This window comes from Cecembia sp., assembly GCF_007126775.1.
Lineage (GTDB): Bacteria > Bacteroidota > Bacteroidia > Cytophagales > Cyclobacteriaceae > Cecembia.
In genome coordinates, this window is record NZ_SLAP01000205.1 from 1 (window position 1) to 4,324 (window position 4,324).

Annotated in this window: 2 protein-coding genes; both read right to left on the reverse strand. The window is 44.1% G+C overall.

The genetic code is table 11. The features are described 5' to 3' along the window. The coding region (locus QZT73_RS13805; RefSeq protein ID WP_291788722.1) for an efflux RND transporter permease subunit at positions 1-2,751 on the reverse strand (2,751 nt) is incomplete at its 3' end. Positions 2,752-2,755: 4 nt separating this feature from the next. After that, on the reverse strand, positions 2,756-3,829 hold the full coding sequence (locus tag QZT73_RS13810; RefSeq protein WP_291788725.1) for an efflux RND transporter periplasmic adaptor subunit: 1,074 nt from the start codon (positions 3,827-3,829) through the stop codon (positions 2,756-2,758). Between the last annotated feature and the right edge of the window lie 495 nt (positions 3,830-4,324).

The following is a 4,324-nucleotide window of genomic DNA, read 5'->3' on the forward strand; positions in this document are numbered from 1 at the left end:
GGTATCTATTTTCAAGATGGCATCATTGACCATAATGCCCAACATCACTACCAAGCCAATGGCCGACATGACATTCAAACTCGTTCCAGTCAGCAAAAGCACCAAAAAGGCCCCTGCAATACCCAAAGGCAGGGTGAAAATCACAATCAAAGGCTGCACAAAACTTTCAAACTGCGCCGAAAGAATAAAATACAGCAACAAAACCGCCACCAACAAAACGCCAATCAATTCACGAATGGTCTCCCTGTCTTTGAAATACTGCCCAAAGAAAGACACACTCAGATTCCTCTCCGCTCCCCAACTGAAAATCTCCGAATTATATATGGTTGGATTTTCTGAGGTAAGCAGCACAGACTGGTATACCCCTCCTTTGTCCGCAGTGACAAATTTGTACTGATTCTCATAATCAAAACGGATGAAATTACTCAGCGCATATTCCACCCCATCTTTTCCTCTGATGGTATTATTTCTCAAGATGGCTTCGAAATCCTGCCTTTCCGCACTGAGTTTGATCGGAGTGATCTCCCCAAACCTTTTGATATCTGTAATGGTATAGGCACCGAACAACCTTTTGATCTGCACTTGTAAGTCATTGGCCTGAATACCATACAAAGCCATACGGGAAGGATCCAAGCGGAAAACCACAGAAGCCTCCTTTTGCAGACTCGGCCCCCGCTCGAATTCTTGGGTGGGAAATTCCAATAGCCAAACATCCATTCTCTCCTCATCCACGGGTCGTTTGGTAGTCAAATCCTTCCACCTCACTTCATAAAAGGGCAAATTGGAGGCAAACAACTGATCAAAAGCATTGGGGGCATCTGAAATTTCAACCTGCGCACGGGGATAAGTATTTCTCAATAAAGATTGTAAACGGGCCATTTCCTCGGTTTTGGACGCCTGGGTTTCAAAAAGAAAGTACAGATTGGCTTCCTGCAGGGAACTCTCCCCATCAAAAAGAATAAATTGCCGCACCCCAATGTCCGCTTCCGCCTTTTCATATGCCCCTTGCATGTTTTCCAACAAGCTCAATACCCTGTCTCTGTTTTGCTCCACACCGATAGGCTCATTCCAGTCGATCCTTACCACTGCATCAAATTTTTCTATGGGCGGCAATCCCTGAATCGGCAGCAAATAGGCCAATGCCAAGCCGGCCGGAATCAGTAGCAGGAAAAAACCAAAACTGAGCCCCCTTTTGGCAAATATCCTAACATACAAGCGCTTGTATCCTTTCAGTACCGCTTTGAAGAACCGGCTGTCTTCCTCCGGCAATCCCTCATGGGATTTCTTTCGGAAGAAAAAATGGTACAACATGGGCAGCAGGATAAAAGCAACCAACAAAGACACACTTAAGATCGCTGCCACCGATACCGCCTGATCAAAAAACAAAGCCCCGGAAATACCGCTGAGGAAAACCAAAGGCACAAAGACCGCCAAGGTCGTCAATACCGAACTGATCAAAGCGGACATGACCTCATTGACGCCTTCTGCACAGGCATCGAAAAGCCCAAGTCCTTCTTTTCTTTTCCGTGTAATGTTATCTAATACAATGATGGAATTATCAATCAACATCCCCAAGCCCAAGGCCAGTCCGGAAAGTGAAATCACATTGATAGAAAGCTCAAAGAAATAAAATACCAGAAAGCTGATCAGCAGAGAAGAGGGAAGGGAAATGCCGATGATGATGGGGGTCCGGTAATTGCCCATGAATATGAATAGGACTCCAAAAGCAAACATGCCTCCAAACAAAAGGGAAGTCTGCAAATTGCTGATCCCTGCATTGAGCAGGACAGACTGGTCCTGGGTGAGGGCAAAATCCACCTGCGGATAATCTTCCCGGAAAATGTCTATGGCTTCATACACCCTGGGCAGCAATTCATTCATCTTGGCTGCCGCCTGTTTGTGCACGGTAATCACCAATCCTTCTTCTTCCCCAAATAAGTGAAAACCCATCACTTCATTGACCTCATATTGTACCTTTGCTACCCTGCCCAGATCTACAGTAACCCCTTCGGAGGAAGTCACCGGCAATTTCATAATGTCTGCAGGGTTATCTACACGTGTTGCCAAGCGCAGGTAATAGCGGAACTGTCCGTCTTCCACAGAAATTCCCGGCAGTTCTTCATTGCCAAATTGGATGGCGTTGATGACATTCTCCTCAGACATTCCCAATGCCCTGAGGGCAGCTTTATCGGGACTGACGGTGATGATCCGCTCCTTTTTGCCATTGATATCCACCAGGGATACCCCATCCAACTGCTCCAGTCTTTTTTTGAGCACATTTTCCGTCAAGAGACTGACTTCAGTAAAGTCAAAACCTGCTTTGGGAGTGACCTGTACCCTTACCACCGGAATATCATTGGTATTGACCCGAATGACCCGGGGACGGCTGAGGTCGGAGGGCAGGCTATTGGTCAGCCTGTCAATTTTTTCATTGACCTCAATGTAAGCCAGGTCCATGGGTGTATTATAATCAAAAACCAGGCGGATGGACCCCACCTCGGCGCCCGCTTTGCTATCCATGTCTTCCAGCCCGTTGAGCGTCATCAGGCTTTCCCGGATAGGAGAAAGCACATTTTGCTCTATCGCATCGGGCGAAGCATTGGGGTAGTTGACTTTAATAACAATTTGGGGAACATCAATGGGAGGTAAAAGTGAAATGGGTAAGGTTCTGAAAACAATCACCGAAAAGACCATCAAGGCCAAAAAGGTCATAAAAACAGCAATCGGTCTGGCCAATAAAAATCTTACCATGGCTTTACTCTTTGACGATTTGTACAGGTGCCTGATGGGCCAATTGCAGATTATTCGAAGTGATGACCGTCATGCCTGCCTCTATTCCGGAAAGCACTTCCACTTCCCTGCCATTGTCCTTACCTACCTCCACATAATTCCATTTGGATTCATTGTTTTCAATAGTAAATACCACTGGACGGTTGGAACGGTACACCAAGGCTTCTTTGGGAACCACCAGAGAATTGTTCTGTGGGGCACGGATGATGGCACGGGCATTCATGCCGGGAAGCAGGCCTTTGGCCGCACTGACCAGAATGGCAACCTGAACCAATCCGTTTTCATCTACCTTGGGATTGATACTTCTTACCGTTCCGGTTAGATCCGAAAAGCCGCCACCCACAGGATAAATCTCAGCTTTTTGCCCAATTGAAATCAAATTGATATCTGATTCCAGCACTTTGACTTTTAGCTCCAACTGACCTGTATTGATAATTTCAAACAATTCATCCCCTGCATTCACCATAGCCCCTGTTCTCACCTTTAAGTCAGCGATTCTTCCGGAAATGGGGGCTTTGATGGTAGATTTTTCAAGATCCATCTCGGCCTCCTTCAAGTCTAGTTCCGCGGCGAAAAATCCACTTTTGATTTTGAGGTACTCTTCAATTTCTTTTTTGCGGTTTTCATCATTTCCCTGAAAAACCTCTGAGAAACTCAGGGCCTCGGACTGGTAATTGACTTCCGCATTTTTAAGGGCTATTTTGGCTTTTTCCAATTTGAGCTGATTTTCTCTAAGGTCCAGTCTTGCCAATACGGTCCCTTTTTCCACAAAATCCCCTTCCTTTACCTGCATCAGCTCCAAAATCCCTGATCGTTCTGCACTGAGCTTAACCTGTGCCAAGGCTTCGATTTTACCCGTGGCGTTGATGAGGTAATCAAAGGACTTGCGCTCTGCCTGGGCTACCCGAACAGGCGTGGCAGACACCTCTGCCCTAAAAGCTTCCAAAGGTTGGTCCTGGTTTTCACCTTTTTCTTCTTTGCAAGAAAAAAGGAGTACAAAGGCGATAAAAAGAAAATATTGAAAACTGAAATATCTCATATGCCGAAATATAATAACAAATTAACTAAAATATCTTTAAATCAATATAAAAAAACCAAATATTGGTCTAGAGTGGCAGTAATTATATTCGTTTGGGTCAATTCCATTCCAATACCTATTTTAATTTCATGTAACTAATTTGGCTCAAGATCTGAACAGGGCTCATCCAAACAATTCCATCCATTAATCAAACCCTTATTACATGCCAACAATCTAATGGCCTTTTGCAAATAAACCCGTAGCTTTTCTTCATTTTAATAGTTAAAAAACATCTCCTATCCAGAAAGGAATAATTGGATTGGTTCGTTTTGAATGTCTTTTACAAAAATACTTTTAAAGTAACCAAAACTATTAAAAAGGCACTTTTTAAGACCAAAGCAAAATCAAAGGTTTTAGATTGCAAAAAATATTAACCTCTAAAAAAAGCTACCCATCTTTGATTTTTTTACAATTCTAGGATTAAATTTTAACCTTGTTCAGACTCTCAGACTATTA